This window comes from Nonomuraea rhodomycinica (assembly GCF_013363995.1).
Taxonomy (GTDB): Bacteria; Actinomycetota; Actinomycetes; order Streptosporangiales; family Streptosporangiaceae; genus Nonomuraea; species Nonomuraea rhodomycinica.
In genome coordinates this window covers 107,362-123,126 of sequence record NZ_JABWGO010000013.1, presented here as the reverse complement: position 1 = coordinate 123,126, position 15,765 = coordinate 107,362, and the positions used below count along the sequence as shown (strand labels likewise).

Below are 15,765 nucleotides of genomic sequence, written 5' to 3'. Positions count from 1 at the left end.
CTAGGATTGCCGCATGGCGACTTTGGTGCTGCTGCGGCACGGCGAGAGCGACTGGAACGCGAAGGGCCTGTTCACCGGCTGGGTTGACGTCAGCCTGTCGGCCAAGGGCGAGGACGAGGCCCGCCGGGGCGGAAGGCTCCTGGTGGAGGCCGGGCTGCGACCCGACGTGGTCCACACCAGCCTGCTGACCAGGGCCATCCAGACGGCCCAGCTCGCGCTCGGCGAGGCCGACTTCGCGTGGCTGCCGGTGCGCCGCTCCTGGCGGCTCAACGAGCGCCACTACGGCGCCCTGCAGGGCAAGAACAAGGCGCAGACGCGCGAGGAGTTCGGCGACGAGCAGTTCATGCTGTGGCGCCGCTCCTACGACGTGCCGCCGCCCCCGATCGCCGACGACGACGAGTACTCCCAGGTGGGCGACGCGCGCTACGCGCTGCTGCCGCCGGAGCTCATGCCGCGCACGGAGTGCCTGAAGGACGTCGTGGACCGCATGCTGCCGTACTGGTACGACGCGATCGTCCCCGACCTCGCGGCCGGCCGCACGGTGCTCGTGGCCGCTCACGGCAACTCGCTGCGCGCGCTGGTCAAGCACCTCGACGGCATCGGCGACGAGGAGATCGCGGGCCTCAACATCCCCACGGGCATCCCGCTGCGCTACGAGCTCGACGAGTCGTTCCGGCCGCTGCGGCGCGGCGGCGAGTACCTCGACCCCGACGCCGCGGCGGCGGCCATCCAGGCGGTCGCCAACCAGGGCCGCTGAGAACGAGCGTGCCGGCCCGGTGACTCCGGGCCGGCACCGCGAGAATGCGGGTCAGGCGAGACCGCGGGTCAGGCGGGACGCGAGCCCGTCACCATGTAGACCACGGCGCTCGCGACGCGCACCGCGTGGTCGGCGTACCGCTCGTAGTAGCGGCCGATGAGCGTGATGTCGATGGCCGGCTCCACGCCGTGCGCCCAGTCCTTGGCCAGGATCGTCCGGAACAGCCTGCGGTGCAGCCGGTCCATGGCGTCGTCGTCCTGGTCCAGCTCCAGCGCCGCGTCCACGTCGCGGGAGGCGATGCAGCTCCCGGCCTTGGTGACCAGCCTCTCGGCGATCTGCCCCATCTCGACGATCGTGGAGCGGGCCTCGGCCGGGATGGCCGACTCGGGATGGCGCAGCCGCGCCACCTTGGCCACGTGGACCGCCAGGTCGCCCATGCGCTCCAGGTCGGTGCCCATGCGCAGCGCCGTGATGACCATCCGCAGGTCCACCGCGACAGGCTGCTGGCGGGCCATCAGGTCGAAGATCGTCGTCTCGACGTCCTCGAAGATGCCGTTCACCTCCGCGTCACGGGAGATGACGCTCTCCGCGAGCTGCAGGTCGGAGTCCAGCAGGGCGGTCGTGGCCCGGGAGATGGCCGAGCGGACAAGCCTGGTCATCTCGACCAGCTTGTCGGTCAGGGAATCAAGATCCTCATGGTACGCGTCGCGCATGCCGTCACCGTACGTGCGCGCCGATGAACGAACCCCGACCGTCAGATGAACTTTCCGGGAAAGGGGCGTTCATCCCCAGGTGAGAAGAGTGTCGCACGAAGTCGTCCGCCTACCATCGAGGGCATGAGTGAGATGGCCATGAGCTTCGCGGCCCTGGCCGGCTTCGTCGTGGGGGCGGTCGCGATCCTGTTCTACCGCAACCAGATCGAGAGCCCCCGGCGGACCGCCGCGGCCGAGGCGCCCGACCCGGGCGCGCTGCCGCAGGGCGTCGCATCGGTGCTGGCCGTACTGCCCTCCTCGGCCGTCGTCCTCGACGCGCACGACCGCGTGCTGCGCGCCAGCTCGGCCGCGCGCGCGTTCGGACTGGTCAAGGGCGAGAGGCTGATGGCCGCCGAGCTGCTCGCCCTCGCCCGGCAGGTACGCAGGGACGGCGAGATCCGGGAGAGCGAGATCGACGTCGCCGGCCACAAGTTCGGCCAGGAGACCACCAGCTTCGCGGTGCGCGTGGCGCCCCTCGGCTCCTACGGGCAGGTGCTGGTGCTCGCCGAGGACCAGACCGAGCGGCGCCGGGTCGAGGCGGTCCGCCGCGACTTCGTCGCCAACGTCAGCCACGAGCTCAAGACCCCCGTGGGCGCCCTGAGCCTGCTCGCCGAGACCATCCAGGACGCCGCCGACGACCCCGAGGCGGTCACCCGCTTCGCCGGCCGCATGCAGCACGAGGCGGCCCGGCTGACCTACCTCGTCCAGGACCTCATCACGCTGAGCCGCATCCAGGGCGCCGAACCCATCCCGACCCCCGGCCAGGTGGCGATCGACGAGGCCATCCACGACGCCATCGACCGCTGCAACACCCGCGCCAGCGCCAAGGACATCACGCTGGCCACCGGCGGCGCCGAGGGGCTGCGGGTCTGGGGCGACGACGAGCTGCTCGTCACCGCCCTGCGCAACCTCATCGACAACGCCATCGCCTACAGCCCCGAGCACACCCGCGTCGTCGTCAGCGTCAGGCCCGCCGGCGACTCGGTCGAGATCAGCGTCAGCGACCAGGGCATCGGCATCCCGGAGGAGTCGCTGGAGCGCATCTTCGAGCGCTTCTTCCGCGTCGACGCGGCCCGCTCGCGCGCGACCGGCGGCACCGGCCTCGGCCTGGCGATCGTCAAGCACGTCGCCGCCGCCCACGCCGGCGAGGTCTCCGTCTGGAGCAAGGAAGGCTCCGGCTCCACCTTCACGCTGCGGCTGCCCGCCTTCGGCGGCACGGCCGTGCCCGTACAACCCGCGAATCCCCTGGAGGCGGCCCGATGACCCGAGTGCTGGTGGTGGAGGACGAGGAGTCCTTCTCCGACGCGCTGTCCTACATGCTGCGCAAGGAGGGCTTCGAGGTCTCCGTGGCGGCCACCGGTCCCGAGGCGCTCGAGACGTTCGACCGCAACGGCGCCGACCTGGTGCTGCTCGACCTCATGCTGCCCGGACTGCCCGGCACCGAGGTGTGCCGGTCGCTGCGGCAGCGCTCCAAGGTGCCGGTGATCATGCTGACCGCCAAGGACAGCGAGATCGACAAGGTCGTGGGCCTGGAGCTGGGCGCCGACGACTACGTCACCAAGCCGTTCTCCTCGCGGGAACTCGTGGCGCGCATCCGCGCGGTGCTGCGCCGCCAGGGCGACCCCGTGGAGGAGCTGGAGACCGCCGTGCTCGCGGTCGGCCCGGTCCGCATGGACGTCGACCGGCACGTCGTGGCCGTGCGGGGCGAGCAGGTGCAGCTCCCGCTGAAGGAGTTCGAGCTGCTGGAGGTGCTGCTGCGCAACGCCGGCCGGGTGCTGACGCGCGGGCAGCTCATCGACCGGGTCTGGGGCGCCGACTACGTGGGCGACACCAAGACCCTGGACGTCCACGTCAAGCGGCTGCGCGCGAAGATCGAGTCCGACCCGTCCAACCCGCGCTGCATCCTGACGGTGCGGGGGCTGGGCTACAAGTTCGACTCCGCCGACGCCTGACCGCCCGGCTTCCGCGTACGGGCGCGTCCCGCGTTCGTGAGGTCCCGCGTCCGTGAGGGCCCGCGTCCGCGGGAGCCTCGCGCGTCGGTGAGGCGACACGCCCGGGTGCGCGAAACGCGCGAAACCCCGGCCCGTTCGCGACGGGCCGGGGTTTCGCGTGTCGGCGTGTCAGCGCGCCGGGTCGCTCAGTGCTCGCCCTCGCTCGCCGTGGCGGACGGCGTCGGGGTGGGCGTGGGAGCGGCGGTGGCGCCGGGGGCCGGCGGGTAGTCCTTGAACTCGCGGCTGCGCGTGATCACAGGCACGTTCATGGAGATGACGCCGGCGTTGGCGAACGTGAGGTCCAGCCGGACCGTCTCGCCGCCCCTGAGGCTCTTGGCGAGGCTCTCCAGCACCAGCTGGGGCGTCGGCTTGCCGGTGTTGACGAGCTGGTTGGGCGGGAGCTGGATCGGCGTGGCCACCTTCACCGTGCCGAGCGAGCCCGCGGACACCGCCGTGAGGGTGTCGGGCGTGCCCGCCGTGTTGATGATGTTGAGGTAGATCGGGGCGGAGCCGCGCCACGCGAGCTGGGCGCCGGAATCCGGACCGAGGATGAACGCCTGGGGGATCTGGACGCCACGCGGCGAGCCGTACTTGCCCTGCTCGATGAGGACTCCCGCCTCGTTGGGGGCGTACGGCTTGTTGGTGTTGGCGCCGAATCCAGCCGAACAGCCGGCAAGAACGGGAGCTGCCAGGAGCGCGGCGGCGGCGACAATCCAGCGACGGCTGGTCACGGGCGGGTTCTCCTTGGTATCGCGCGTGCGTGATGGTGCAGCGCCTACCATATCGACCTGTTTCCATGGTCATTTCCACGCCCCCGCAGGTCATTAGCTGTGCAGGCATATGCGATTCATAGACTTGACCCCTTGTCAACCCCTAATATGCGGCTTTGACCTGCAGTTATGGTGATTTCACTGTTCCGGGAGGCTGTGAACGCGTGGTACCCTGGAGTACAGCGGAAGGGGTACTTGTCACATGACTTTCCAGGTCGGCGACACTGTCGTCTACCCCCACCATGGGGCTGCTCGGATCGAGGCAATCACGACGCGATCCATCAAGGGTGAGGAAAAGACCTACCTGGTGCTCAAGGTCGACAAGGGCGACCTTACCGTCCAGGTGCCAGCCGAAAACGCCGAACTCGTCGGCGTGCGTGACGTTGTAGGCCAGGAAGGCCTCGAGCGGGTTTTCGACGTCCTCCGGATGCCGCACACGGAGGAGCCGACCAACTGGTCCCGCCGCTACAAGGCCAATCTCGAGAAGCTCGCGTCGGGGGACGTCAACAAGGTCGCCGAAGTCGTTCGCGACCTGTGGCGGAGGGACCGCGAGCGCGGCCTTTCCGCTGGTGAGAAGCGCATGCTCGCCAAGGCGCGCCAGATCCTGGTGAGCGAGCTCGCGCTCGCCGAGAAGACCAACGAGGACAAGGCCGAGGCCCTGCTCGACGAGGTCCTCAACTCCTGAACACGAACATTCCGCGGGTGGGCGTCGGTGTCGACGTCCACCCGTTCGCATCCGGGCGGGAGCTGCACCTCGCCGGCCTGCACTGGCCGGGGGAGACGGGTCTCGCCGGTCACTCCGACGGCGACGCCGCCGCCCACGCGGCCTGCGACGCGCTGCTGTCCGCCGCCGGCCTCGGCGACCTGGGCGGCCTGTTCGGCACCGCCGATCCCCGCTGGGCCGGGGCCTCGGGCGTCGTCCTGCTGGAGGAGACGGCCCGCAAGGTCCGCGCGGCCGGGTTCGAGATCGGCAACGTCGCGGTCCAGGTCATCGGCAACCGGCCCAAGCTGGCGCCGCGCCGCGCCGAGGCCGAGAAGGCGCTGTCGGCCGCCGTCGGCGCGCCCGTGAGTGTCAGCGCCACCACCACCGACGGGCTCGGCCTCACCGGCCGCGGCGAGGGCGTGGCCGCCATCGCCACCGCTCTCGTGGTCAACCTCGCCACCTCCCCGGGCGTCTCCTAGTACGGACGCGGTTGAGGGCGTCCCGGCGGGCGCCGCCTCCCGGCGCCGCGGCAGTGCCGCTGCGCCCGCCGTGCCGACCGAGGCGACGGTCCGTCACTGGCGCGGTACGGACCGTCGCCTCTCGCAGGAGTAGTGGCCCGTTATGCCGGGTAAATCCCCTTGTGGCATGTGAACGTCTCGGGGGGAGTACACATGATCGGCGCCATCGTCTCCGCCGTCGTCATCGGGGCCATCATCGGCGCGCTGGCCAGGCTCATCGTTCCCGGCAAGCAGAACATGTCCATAGGCCTGACGCTCATCGTCGGCATCGTGGCCGCTCTGCTCGGCACCCTCATCGCGCATCTGTTCGGGTGGGCCGACACCAAAGGCATCGACTGGATCGAGCACATTCTCCAACTCGTGCTCGCCGTCGGCGGCGTGCTCCTGGTGACCCGGATGAGCGCCGGAAAAGCGACGGGTCCAGGACCTACAGGGGTCTGACCAGCGCCAACGTAATTTCTACGCATAATTGTGCGCGCCTGGGTACTGACTTCACCGTGAGAGAGTGAACGGCTCACCCTCATGGGGAGGTTTCGTACCATGACTATCCAGTCCATCCTCGGCGCGATCGTCATCGGCGCCGTCATCGGTGCCGTCGGCCGTCTGCTGCTGCCCGGCCGGCAGGCCATCGGGTGGATCCTGACCGTCGTCGTCGGCATCGTCGCCGCCCTGCTGGGCACCCTCATCGCGCAGGTTCTCGGCGTTGAGACCACCCCGGGCATCGACTGGATCGAGCTCGTCATGCAGGTGGTCCTGGCGATCGTCGGTGTCGGCCTCGTGGCCGGACTGCGCCGCGGCAGCGGTTCGCGGAGCATCTAAGACCACTACCCCCGCGCTCCTGAGAGCGGCGCGGGACGGTATATGCGGAAAGACCCGCTCGGTTCGGCCGAGCGGGTCTCTGCGTTGCCTGGAGGGGCCTGAGACAGCCTTGCGGCGCGCGCGGGCCTTCCTGAGGCCCCTTTCCTCATCTGCTGTGATCGGGCCGTCTGGGGGTCTTTCGGGCCCGTCTCTCGTGTCACTCCCTCACGTCGGCGCGCCGCCCGCCATGCTGCCGGTCGGGTGGGCGGCCGCCGGCCCTGTCACTCCTCGGGTGGGAGAGGCGTGCTGCGCATGCGGCGCGCCGGAGCGTCGTCGTACGCCTCGACGGGCTCCTCGTGGATGACGGGGTGGGGGGCGGTGTCGACCATGGACTCGTCGCGCTCGCCGCCGGGCGCGGGCGGGGCCGGGGGCTCCTCGGCCGTGGCGGTGGCGGGGGACTCGCCCGGGTCTGCGGCCTCGCGGCCGTGCGCCCGGTCCGGCCCTCTGCTCCCGGAGGCCGGGCGGTCGTCGGCGACGACGGGCACGGGCTGGGTGTCGGCGTCCTTGCCGGCCGGGGTACGGGGATGGACGAGGACGTCGGTCGGCTTCACCCGGTCACCCCAGCGGACCGGCCGCCGAACGGGCTCCTGCCGAGGAGCGTCGGTCCGGCCGGCGGCCTCGGGCAGAGGGGCGGCCTCAGAACGGGCAGCGACCTGGGGGCGAGCGGCAGCCTCAGGATGAGCGTCAGCGTCACGCCGAGCAGCAGCCTCGTGCGGAGTGGCGGCCTCGTGGGGATGGGCAGCCTTGTGCGGGCTGGCGGCCTCGTGGGGATGGGCGGCCTCGTGCGGACGGGCGGCCTCCCGGGGAGAAGCGGCCTCCCGGGGAGGGGCGGCCTCAGGCTGCGGCGGTTCTTCGCGGGGAGTATCGCGGGGGCTTTCGCGCCGAGGCGTGTCTCGGCGGGGAGTCTCGCGTCGCGAGGTCTCCGGTCCGGAGGCTTCCCGCCGCGGCCCGGACGGGGCCTCGGGAGCCTCAACGGCGGCTGCCACGGAGTCCTCCTCCACGGGCACGGCCTCCACCGGCGTGGCCTCCACCGTCCTGCCACCGATAGCCGCGCTGGGCGCGGCCTCCCGCGGCGTGTCCGCCTTCACCGGAGCCGCCTCTTCCCGAGGCGCCCTTTCCCGGGTAGCCTCCGGTGCCACCGCGCTCTGCCCCCGAGCCGGGTCCCGCTCGGAGATCGGCGGCGTCTCGGGCGCCGGGGTGGGGCCGACGACCGGCGTCGGCTCCAGGACCTGCTCCAGCGGCTCGGTGGGCGGCGGCGTCTCGGACAGGGGCGGCGGCGCGTCGATCGCGCGGCCGCGCGGGAAGGGGACGAGGTCCGGCTCGTCGCCGTCGCCGTCGCCGTCGTCGTCCCGGTCGTCGCGGCGTACGGAACGCCGGTCCTGTACGTGCTTGATGAGCAGCAGCCACAGCCACAGCGCCACCGCCAGCATGACCCACGGGGCGACGGCCACGCCGACGGCCGCCTGCCGTACGTCCGGCTCCAGCCGTAAGGCGGCCGAGACGTTGGCCGCGGCGGCGGCCACCAGGAGCACGACCAGGACGATCGCCGTCTGGATCCGCACCAGCAGCCGTGCCGAGCGCAGTAGCAGCAGGCTGATCAGCGCCACCGCGAGCAGCGCGTCGAACGCCGCCGGATAGAGGTAGGCGAGGTCGGCCCGGGCCTCGCCGCGTACGGCCAGCGACCGCAGGTCGTCGAAGGAGAGCGCGCACGCGGCGCCGGTCAGGGCGGCGACCGCGAGACCGGCCAGGGCGATGCCGAGGCGGCGGAGCGGAGAGGGGGGTGTCACGTCCATGGCGCTGTCGAGCCTACAGAAGAATGGGGTTCACGACTGATCGAGGAGGAGACCGTGGCCGAGCTTTCCGACGCCGTGCGCGAGTTGTTCGACGGACCCAACTACGCGACGGTGACCAGTCTGAACGCCGATGGCTCGCCCCAGAACACAGTGGTCTGGGTGCGTACGGACGGGAACGACGTGCTGTTCTCGACCGTCGCCGGGCGCGTGAAGCCGCGCAACTTCGAGCGCGACCCGCGCACCAGCCTGCTGGTGATCGACCCCGCCAACCCCTACCGGTACGCCGAGGTGCGCGGGCGCGTCGCGCTGGAGGAGGACCCGGAGGGCAAGCTCATCCAGGAGCTCTCGCACAAGTACATGGGGCAGCCGTGGCAGGACGCGCCGGGCACCCGCAGGCTGATCGTCAGGGTCACTCCGGAGCGCGTCACCCTGCGAGGGTGATTTATTCGGCATGTGAGCGTGGCTGAGGCGTTAGCCTTTCCTTCGTGAGCCTGCACTTGTACGACACCAGCACACGCGCCGTTCGAGAATTCGTTCCGCTGGAACCCGGCCGGGCGTCGATTTACCTGTGTGGCGCAACCGTGCAAGCTCCGCCGCATATCGGGCATATCCGCTCAGGCGTGAATTTCGACGTGCTGCGGCGCTGGCTGCTGCGCTCCGGGTACGACGTGACGTTCTGCCGCAACGTCACCGACATCGACGACAAGATCATCAGGGTGGCGGCCGAGGAGGGCGTGCCCTGGTTCGTGGTGGCCGAGCGCAACCAGCGTGCGTTCACCTGGGCGTACGACACGCTCGGCTGCCTGCCGCCCACCGTCGAGCCGCGCGCGACCGGGCACGTGCCCGAGATGATCACGCTCATGGAGCGGCTGATCGAGCGCGGCCACGCCTACGCCTCCGGCGGCGACGTCTACTTCGACGTGGTCTCGTACGCCGACGAGTACGGCAAGCTCTCCAACCAGAAGCTGGAGAACATGCGGCCGGCCGCCGACACCGACGACGAGTCGTGCAAGCACGATGCGCGCGACTTCGCGCTGTGGAAGGGCGCCAAGCCCGGCGAGCCCACGTGGCCCACGCCGTGGGGGCTGGGCCGGCCGGGCTGGCACCTGGAGTGCTCGGCGATGGCGACCAAGTACCTCGGGCCGACGTTCGACATCCACGGCGGCGGCATCGACCTGACGTTCCCGCACCACGAGAACGAGATCGCCCAGTCGCAGGCGGCGGGCGACGGGTTCGCGCGCTACTGGATGCACAACGGCCTGGTCAAGATCGGCGCCGAGAAGATGAGCAAGTCGCTCGGCAACTCGCTGCTGATCCCCGAGATGGTGCAGAAGGTACGGCCGGTGGAGCTGCGCTACTACATGGCGGTGCCGCACTACCGTTCCTCGATCGACTACTCGGAGGAGGCGCTGCGCGAGGCGGCGGCGGCCTACCAGCGCATCGAGGGGTTCGTGACGCGGGCGGCCGAGGTCATCCACGACGTGGACGCCGACGCGCCGCTGCCCCAGGCGTTCGTCGACGCGATGAACGACGACCTGGGCACGCCTCAGGCGCTCGCCGTCGTCCACGAGGTGGTGCGCGAGGGCAACGTGGCGCTCGCGCACGGCGACAAGGAGGCCGTGGCGCGGCTGCTGGCCGAGACGCAGAACATGCTGGACGTCCTCGGCCTCGACCCGCGCTCGCCCCAGTGGCGCTCCGCCGGGTCCGACCTCAAGCCGGTGGTGGACGCGCTGGTGGCGGTGGCGCTGGAGCAGCGTGCGGCGGCGCGGGCGCGCAAGGACTACGCGGCGGCGGACGCGATCAGGGACCAGCTGGCGGCAGCGGGGATCACGGTCGAGGACACGCCGCACGGGGCGCGGTGGGAACTCTCCCGCTGAGCTCTCGACGGCACGCGATCTAGCCCGGACGTTTCCTTCCGGACGTTTCCTTTTGGGGGCGTCCGGGCTTTTCGATGCGGTCTGAGCGCGCTCTCTGCGACACCCAGCGTGTTGCTCGGGGAAGCAATTCTGGGGCCGGCGCGGCCGGAGGCTCTCGCCCGCCCCTTGCCATCGCCCGCGTGAGGGGCCGCCCGCCTGGTCCGCTCGCTCGGGTCGCTCTTAGGGCCGCTCGCTCGGGAGCCGCTCGCTTGGGGGCCGCTCGCTTGGTGGTGCGTTCGCTCGGGGGCTGCCCGCTTGCTCCTCGTCCCGCCCGTTCCTTGGCGTTGTACCTGCTCCTTGATCGTCGTTCCCACCTGCTCCCTGCCGCCCGGCAGGCTGCCGGCTCAGGTGCCGCGGTCAGGAGCAGGAGTGCGAGTGCCTGATCGCCGGGCCGAACACACGGCGCTCCAGCCGCACGTACGCCCGCCCGGACATCGCCAGCAGCGCCCGCCTGCCCGCCCCGGCCTCGCGCATGAGCCGGTGACGCTCCTCGGGGGTCGCCAGCCGGGCCGCCCAGGGCAGCACCCAGGCGACACGGTTCGGGGCGATGGTGGAGCGCATCCGCCGCGATGCCACCGCGTAGTCCTCGGCGGAGACGTATCGGGTGATCAGCGGCAGGACGTCCTGGTCCAGGTGGCCGACGTGCTCGTCGATCCGGTCCCTGACCACCCGCAGCAGGGCCGCGAGCAGCGCCGCGCCCGACTCGGGATCATCGGCGAACTGGTCGGCCGCCGCCCGCAGCCCCGCCAGGATCGGCGTCAGGGCGTCGCGGCTCTCCAGGTACGGACGTATGTCGATGGCGGCGCCGGCGGACTCGGCCACGATCGGCCACAGGATCCGCTCCGCGCACTCGTGGTGCCGGTCCATCTCCTCACAGAGGAGCGTGACGTAGTCCCGCACGGCCACAGCCCGCCGCCGGGACACCAGGGGCACCTCCGGCGCCCGCTGGGACTGTCCAGATGCTTTCGGCGTCCGGCGAGACAGCACCAGCCGGGACGGCGTGCGCTTGGGCTGGGCGGCCGGGGATGTGGGCGCAACCGTCGGCGTGCGCGGGGACTGGGCGGGGAACACGCTGCTGGCGGGGGTAGGCATGGAGTCGGCCACGACGGGCGAGGTCGGTGGCACGGCGCTCGCCTCGACGGCGTCCGCCAGCCCGCCGATCACGTCGGCCAGCCTGTGGAGATCGTCACGTAGAGAACGATGAATGAGCCGGGGAACGGTGACATCGGCTCCCCCTGAGTGGTGGACCGCGACGCTCCGGCCTGTGACGTTCTGACCTGGGATGCCCTGGCCCATGTCGCCCTGGGGCGAGCGGCCGTGAGCTGAGGGACCCTGGGGTGAGCCGCCCTGGGCTGAGCGGCCCTGGCCTGAGTCGACCTGGTTTGGGCCGCCTCCATCCATGACTCTTGCGTCGACAAGCCTCGCGTCCGCGACCCTTTTCCGCGCCTGACTTTCGTCCGCGAACCTCTCATCAGAGAGCTGTGAACCTTCACGCACATGTCGCGCGATGCCCACATCGCCGTTCTTGTGGATGTACGTCATAAATGACCTTCCCTCTTGTCTCGTCTACCGACTCCTCCTACTCGGAGTGGCTTCAGTGAAGATTTAGTAATATGTGTCCCCATTTGTCGTATTCCTTGTGATCGTCCAGGATCGACGACCTGCCACCAGATATGTCTCGATGTAGGCGAACAAGACCCGTCGGCCCTGAGCCGAAGCCCACCAGTCCCAAGCCGCAGCCCGGCCGTCCCAAGCCGGAGCCCAACAGGGCCAGGTTGGAGCAGCCGTCCCAGGCTTGAGCCTGACCGCCGAAAAGCCGGACTTCCGTCGCCCGCCGGATCCATTTTCAGATCCCACTGGGCCCTCGCCCTGCTCCTTCGAACCCGCCAGAGCAGCCACCCTTGAAATCCGGTCAGATCCCCGTTCAGTCCCATGCTGGGGCGCACAGACCTCCTCGTCCGGAAGCGAGCGCCTTCGTCCGGCCTCAAGCCAAGACCGCCTGACCTGTCCTCAGATCAAGCGGGGCCTACTGTGTGCGCCGCTCTTGGCTTGCTTGTGCACCGTGGCGCACCCTCGACCCCCAGCCATGGCTCTGAAGACGGCTGCAGGTGAGACCGCCACACCCAACCGACTGGGCCACGTCGCCCACGCATGCCCCTTGGCACACTCACCGGCAGCCCACACAGGGGACGCGGACGGGTGTTTACGGTGAGCCCCGACCGACCCGAACCAGTCGCATCCACCACTGTCCGGTAGCACTCACATCCACTATCAACGGCCTTTGACCTGCGGATTGTTCCCTCCAAGCCACGCTCCGCCCTACGGCTCTCGCCTCGCTCGCCACCTGACATAGATGGAGGCCTATCTACCTGACTTCAAAGCTTCTACTTCAAAAACGAGAAGTATCTGCTCTAAGATCGTGGCATCTGCTCAGAGCTTGGAGTGAGGGGGAGCGTCATGGGCGACGGCAAGGACAGCAACCTCGACAGCACCACCAAGGTGACCCTCAACGGGGCGCCCCGCGAGACGCGCGCCCCGGCACCCGATGAGGCGCCCCCTAACGCTGATGGAGCGGCTCCTACCAGGGCACCCGGCGAGACCGACGACGCGGCACCCGACGACACGTTGAATGTGGCTCCGCCCCAAGTCGCTGAGCTGCGGATCGGCTATCTGCTGCCGACCCGGGACTGGGTGGTCATGGATGATCGCGACCTCACCTCCCTGGTCGATCAGGCACGGTTGGCGGAGGAGCTCGGGTTCGACTCGGTCTGGGCGGGAGACAGCCCCGTGACGCGTCCGCGTGCCGACCCGCTGCTGGTGCTGGCCGCCGCCGCGGCACTCACCGAGCGCGTCACGCTGGGTACAGCGGTGCTGCTGCCCGCCTTGCGGCACCCGATCCTGCTCGCCCACCAATTGGCCACGCTGGACCTCATGTCCGGAGGGCGCCTGGTGGCGGGCATGGGCGCCGGTTTCCCGACGCCGAACACCGAGGCCGAGTTCGAGGCGATCGGCGTCGGCTTCAAGCGCCGGGTCAGCCGCATGGAGGAGGCCATCCACGCCATGCGCCGCCTCTGGAGCGAGGACGAGGTCTCGTACCAGGGGACGCACTTCTCCTTCCGCGACGTACGCCTCGCCCCGAGACCGGCCCGGCGAGGAGGTCCGCCGATCTGGCTGGCGGGGGGCGGCTCCGACGCCGCGCTGCGACGCGTCGCGAGGATCGCGGACGGCTGGCTCCCGTATCCGCCGGACCCTCGGACGTACGCCAACGAATGGACATCCATCACTGCAGAACGGTCGGCCTCCCTGAAGACGGGCGGCTCCCGCGATACGGAAGAACGCGACCCAGGCGACACGGCAACGCGGGACACTCGCCGCCCCGACGCCCAGAACGCGTCCGAGCCGCCCCGCGCGAAGGGACATCGTGCGGACGCCCTCTCCAACGACCGAAGCGACCGAAGCGGCCGAAACGACCGCAGCGACCTGAGCGGAACCAGTCACCGAAGGGACGGTGGAGACCGTGGCGGCCAAGGCGGACCTGGCCGGAGCGCCCGCGGCGACTTAGGCCACCACGGCGACCGTGACCGGAGCGACCGCAGGGACCTTCACAACCGGGGCTCGCACGACGCCCCGACCCCCGCCCTGTACGCCACGATCTGCCTGGACGACGACCCCGAACGGGCCCGCCTCCGCCTCCGTACCAGCATCGAGCGCTACTACAACGCGCCTCTGGAGGTCGTGGAAGGCATCCAGGCGATGTTCGCCGGGACGCCCAAGGACGCCGCCGCCTGGCTGCAGGCGTATGTGGAGGCGGGGGCGCGGCACGTGGTCATCCGGCTGGCCGTGGACGATCACCGGGCGGCCATGGAGGAGTTCGCCGCCCAGGTGCTGCCGCTCGTACGACATGCGTAGCCGAGCCGGCAGGAACCGAGACCTGCCGACGACAGGAAGGAACACCATCATGACCACGTACGTCCTGGTGCCCGGCGCCTGGCACGGCCCCACGGCCTGGGACCGCGTCGTGCCGCTGCTCGAACGAGCCGGTGCCCGCGCCGTCACGATAGACCTCGCCGCCACGCCCGCCACCGGGCTGGACGAGCATGTACAGCAAGTGATCACGGCGCTGGACGCACTTGAGCCGTCCACCTTCGCCGCACCCACTTGCGACGCCGCAACGCCTGAAAGCCCCGCACATACTCCCCACACATCCGTGAGCACCTCACGGACAGTCGCGCGAGCCTCGCGAACAGTCTTCCCCACACCTGGACCATCCGCCCCCGAACCCGGCCGTGTCATCCTCGTCGGCCACAGCTACGCGGGCCTCGTCGTACGGCAAGCCGCTGACCGCAGGCCCGAACGCGTCGAGCACCTCATCCTCATCGACGCCTGGGTCGGTCCGGACGGGTCGGGGCTGTTCACCCTGACGCCCGAGGCGTTCGCGGAAAGGATCCGCGCCGCCGCGGACGAGAGCGGCCTCATCCCCGCGCCGGCGCCCGCGCTGTACGGCGTCACCGAACCCGACGACGTCGCGTGGCTGCAGCCGAGGCTGCGCCCTCACCCGCTCCGTACGTTCACCGACACGACGACCCTCACCGGCGCCGTGGACCGCGTCCCCGGCACCGCCCTCTACTGCCGCCCGCAAAGCCTGCCCTTCGACCGGCTGGCCGAGGAACTCGGGTATCGGACGATGCCCGTCGACGCGCCGCACGACGTGATGGTCACGGATCCGGAGACGGTCGCCCGCTACCTTCTCGACATCCCGCAGGTTCAGAATCGGGAAGCGCCAGAGCTACAGTGAAGAAGTGGATCAGCGGACGTACAACCAGTACTGCGCGACGGCCCGGACCCTCGACATCGTGGGGGAGCGCTGGACGCTGCTGCTCGTGCGCGAGCTCCTGACGGGGCCCAAGCGCTTCGGCGACCTGCAGAGCAGCCTGCGCGGTCTCGGCACGGGACTGCTCGCGGCACGTCTGAAACACCTCGAACGTGAGGGCCTGGTCCGCAAGGTCGTGCTGCCGCCGCCCGCCCGCACCCCCGCGTACGCCCTGACGCAGGCAGGCGCCGAGCTGGGCCCCGCGGTGCTCGCGCTCGCGCGGTGGGGGATGAAATGGGCCATGGGCGAGCGCCGCGAGGACGAGGCGTTCCGGGCCGGCTGGGCGGTGCTCGGGCTGCGAGCGTGCTTCGACGCAGAGGCGGCGTCGGGGGTGAGGGCGGTGTACGAGTTCCGGATCGCGGACGAGATCTTCTACGCGCGGGTCGAGAACGGGACGATCGAGACCGTGCTGGGGGCGGCGCAGCAGCCTGACGTCGTGATCGAGATGGACGACGAGACGCTGGCGGAGCTCGCCGCGGGGGAGCGGACGCTGGCGGACGCCATCAGGCACGAGGTCGTACGGGTCTCAGGGGACACGGCAGCGGTCGGGCAGCTGAAGTCGCTGTTCCGGCTGCCCCAGCCGCAGTCCAGGTACGAGCAGGCGACCCAGGAGACCTGACGCCGAAGCCCCGGACACCAGAGAAGGCCGAACCCCAGACCCAGACCTCAGACACCAGAGGACGTTGGCGCCCCAGATGCCAGAGGACGCTGGAGTCCCAGCGCCCGGTAGCCCCGTAGGAACCCGGGTAGCTTCGGAGGAACCCGGATAGCTCCGGAGAAACCCGGCCCCCAGTCGCGGGACGAACAGGCACAGGGCCGAAGCGAGCGGGCATGAGT

At 70.5% G+C, this 15,765-nt stretch carries 16 protein-coding genes; 12 read left to right on the top strand and 4 right to left on the bottom strand.

The window, feature by feature from the left end:
• Nucleotides 1-13: 13 nt before the first annotated feature.
• Nucleotides 14-757: a phosphoglyceromutase gene (locus HT134_RS37675; protein WP_175605263.1), complete on the top strand. Its 744-nt coding sequence runs from the start codon at nucleotides 14-16 to the stop codon at nucleotides 755-757.
• Between the two features lie 68 nt (nucleotides 758-825).
• Here HT134_RS37675 and phoU read toward each other — a convergent pair whose 3' ends face one another.
• Nucleotides 826-1,470: a phosphate signaling complex protein PhoU gene (gene phoU, locus HT134_RS37670; RefSeq protein ID WP_175605262.1), complete on the bottom strand. Its 645-nt coding sequence runs from the start codon at nucleotides 1,468-1,470 to the stop codon at nucleotides 826-828.
• Nucleotides 1,471-1,602: 132 nt separating this feature from the next.
• On the opposite strand from phoU, the gene HT134_RS37665 reads away from it, so the two are divergent.
• A complete protein-coding gene (locus HT134_RS37665; protein ID WP_175605448.1) occupies nucleotides 1,603-2,772 on the top strand; it encodes a sensor histidine kinase in 1,170 nt (389 codons plus the stop codon).
• Nucleotides 2,769-3,461 carry a response regulator gene (locus tag HT134_RS37660; RefSeq protein ID WP_175605261.1) on the top strand — a complete coding sequence of 231 codons (693 nt, stop codon included), beginning with the start codon at nucleotides 2,769-2,771 and terminating at the stop codon, nucleotides 3,459-3,461. Before HT134_RS37665 ends, HT134_RS37660 begins: the two co-directional genes overlap by 4 nt.
• A gap of 185 nt (nucleotides 3,462-3,646) precedes the next feature.
• Here HT134_RS37660 and HT134_RS37655 read toward each other — a convergent pair whose 3' ends face one another.
• The gene (locus tag HT134_RS37655; RefSeq protein ID WP_312888726.1) at nucleotides 3,647-4,231 is read right to left on the bottom strand and encodes a copper chaperone PCu(A)C domain-containing protein; all 585 of its coding nucleotides are present in this window, start codon (nucleotides 4,229-4,231) and stop codon (nucleotides 3,647-3,649) included.
• A 241-nt stretch (nucleotides 4,232-4,472) separates the two neighbouring features.
• Between HT134_RS37655 and HT134_RS37650 the strand changes: the two genes are divergently transcribed.
• The 4 genes from HT134_RS37650 to HT134_RS37635 all read left to right on the top strand — a co-directional run bounded on the left by HT134_RS37650 (nucleotide 4,473) and on the right by HT134_RS37635 (nucleotide 6,310).
• Nucleotides 4,473-4,955, top strand: a complete 483-nt coding sequence (locus HT134_RS37650) for a CarD family transcriptional regulator (RefSeq protein ID WP_020544658.1) — start codon at nucleotides 4,473-4,475, stop codon at nucleotides 4,953-4,955.
• Between the two features lie 17 nt (nucleotides 4,956-4,972).
• On the top strand, nucleotides 4,973-5,452 hold the full coding sequence (gene ispF / locus HT134_RS37645) for a 2-C-methyl-D-erythritol 2,4-cyclodiphosphate synthase (protein WP_175605260.1): 480 nt from the start codon (nucleotides 4,973-4,975) through the stop codon (nucleotides 5,450-5,452).
• Between the two features lie 192 nt (nucleotides 5,453-5,644).
• Entirely contained in the window at nucleotides 5,645-5,932 is a 288-nt protein-coding gene (locus tag HT134_RS37640; RefSeq protein ID WP_175605259.1) for a GlsB/YeaQ/YmgE family stress response membrane protein, read from the top strand.
• 99 nt (nucleotides 5,933-6,031) lie between these two features.
• Entirely contained in the window at nucleotides 6,032-6,310 is a 279-nt protein-coding gene (locus HT134_RS37635) for a GlsB/YeaQ/YmgE family stress response membrane protein (protein ID WP_175605258.1), read from the top strand.
• Between the two features lie 260 nt (nucleotides 6,311-6,570).
• On the opposite strand, the gene HT134_RS37630 is transcribed toward HT134_RS37635, so the two are convergent.
• Nucleotides 6,571-8,142, bottom strand: coding sequence for a DUF2637 domain-containing protein (locus HT134_RS37630; protein WP_175605257.1), 1,572 nt, complete (start codon nucleotides 8,140-8,142; stop codon nucleotides 6,571-6,573).
• 54 nt (nucleotides 8,143-8,196) lie between these two features.
• On the opposite strand from HT134_RS37630, the gene HT134_RS37625 reads away from it, so the two are divergent.
• Nucleotides 8,197-8,583 carry a PPOX class F420-dependent oxidoreductase gene (locus HT134_RS37625; RefSeq protein WP_175605256.1) on the top strand — a complete coding sequence of 129 codons (387 nt, stop codon included), beginning with the start codon at nucleotides 8,197-8,199 and terminating at the stop codon, nucleotides 8,581-8,583.
• Between the two features lie 44 nt (nucleotides 8,584-8,627).
• The gene (gene cysS, locus HT134_RS37620) at nucleotides 8,628-10,019 is read left to right on the top strand and encodes a cysteine--tRNA ligase (protein ID WP_175605255.1); all 1,392 of its coding nucleotides are present in this window, start codon (nucleotides 8,628-8,630) and stop codon (nucleotides 10,017-10,019) included.
• A 396-nt stretch (nucleotides 10,020-10,415) separates the two neighbouring features.
• Here the strand turns inward: cysS and HT134_RS46400 are convergent, their stop codons facing one another.
• Complete coding sequence (locus HT134_RS46400; RefSeq protein WP_175605254.1) at nucleotides 10,416-11,222, bottom strand: hemerythrin domain-containing protein; 807 nt, start codon at nucleotides 11,220-11,222, stop codon at nucleotides 10,416-10,418.
• Between the two features lie 1,293 nt (nucleotides 11,223-12,515).
• Here HT134_RS46400 and HT134_RS46395 point away from each other — a divergent pair.
• The 3 genes from HT134_RS46395 to HT134_RS47910 are packed head-to-tail and all read left to right on the top strand — an operon-like array spanning nucleotide 12,516 to nucleotide 15,547.
• Nucleotides 12,516-13,967 (top strand): LLM class flavin-dependent oxidoreductase, encoded by a 1,452-nt coding sequence (locus tag HT134_RS46395; protein WP_246366270.1) that lies wholly within the window; start codon nucleotides 12,516-12,518, stop codon nucleotides 13,965-13,967.
• A 49-nt stretch (nucleotides 13,968-14,016) separates the two neighbouring features.
• The gene (locus HT134_RS37605; RefSeq protein ID WP_175605253.1) at nucleotides 14,017-14,853 is read left to right on the top strand and encodes an alpha/beta fold hydrolase; all 837 of its coding nucleotides are present in this window, start codon (nucleotides 14,017-14,019) and stop codon (nucleotides 14,851-14,853) included.
• 4 nt (nucleotides 14,854-14,857) lie between these two features.
• A complete protein-coding gene (locus tag HT134_RS47910) occupies nucleotides 14,858-15,547 on the top strand; it encodes a winged helix-turn-helix transcriptional regulator (protein WP_175605252.1) in 690 nt (229 codons plus the stop codon).
• Nucleotides 15,548-15,765: the final 218 nt, after the last annotated feature.